The sequence below is a fragment of the Vibrio sp. 10N.222.54.E6 genome (assembly GCF_041473955.1).
Taxonomy (GTDB): Bacteria; Pseudomonadota; Gammaproteobacteria; order Enterobacterales; family Vibrionaceae; genus Vibrio; species Vibrio tasmaniensis_A.
The window spans coordinates 1-224 of record NZ_JBFRTD010000102.1 but is presented as its reverse complement, the minus strand read 5'-3'; the positions used below and the strand labels follow the sequence as shown (position 1 = coordinate 224).

At 44.6% G+C, this 224-nt stretch carries 1 tRNA gene; it reads right to left on the bottom strand.

The features are described from left to right. Positions 1-116: 116 nt before the first annotated feature. Positions 117-192: transfer RNA gene (locus AB4513_RS24720), tRNA-Thr, on the bottom strand. Positions 193-224 lie beyond the last annotated feature (32 nt).

The window sequence follows — 224 nt, the reverse complement described above, 5'->3', positions numbered from 1 at the left end:
TTCAAATTTTTCTTTAGACATGGGGTGTCCCTCTAGGTACGGATTAGGTGGCTTAAAATAAGACCACGCAACCAAAAAAAATGGTTTTCTTTATTAAAGGAGAAGAAGCTTTTGACTGGTGCTAATACCCAGAGTCGAACTGGGGACCTCACCCTTACCAAGGGTGCGCTCTACCGACTGAGCTATATCAGCACACAAAATGAGTTGGAGCGTGCAGCGGGAAT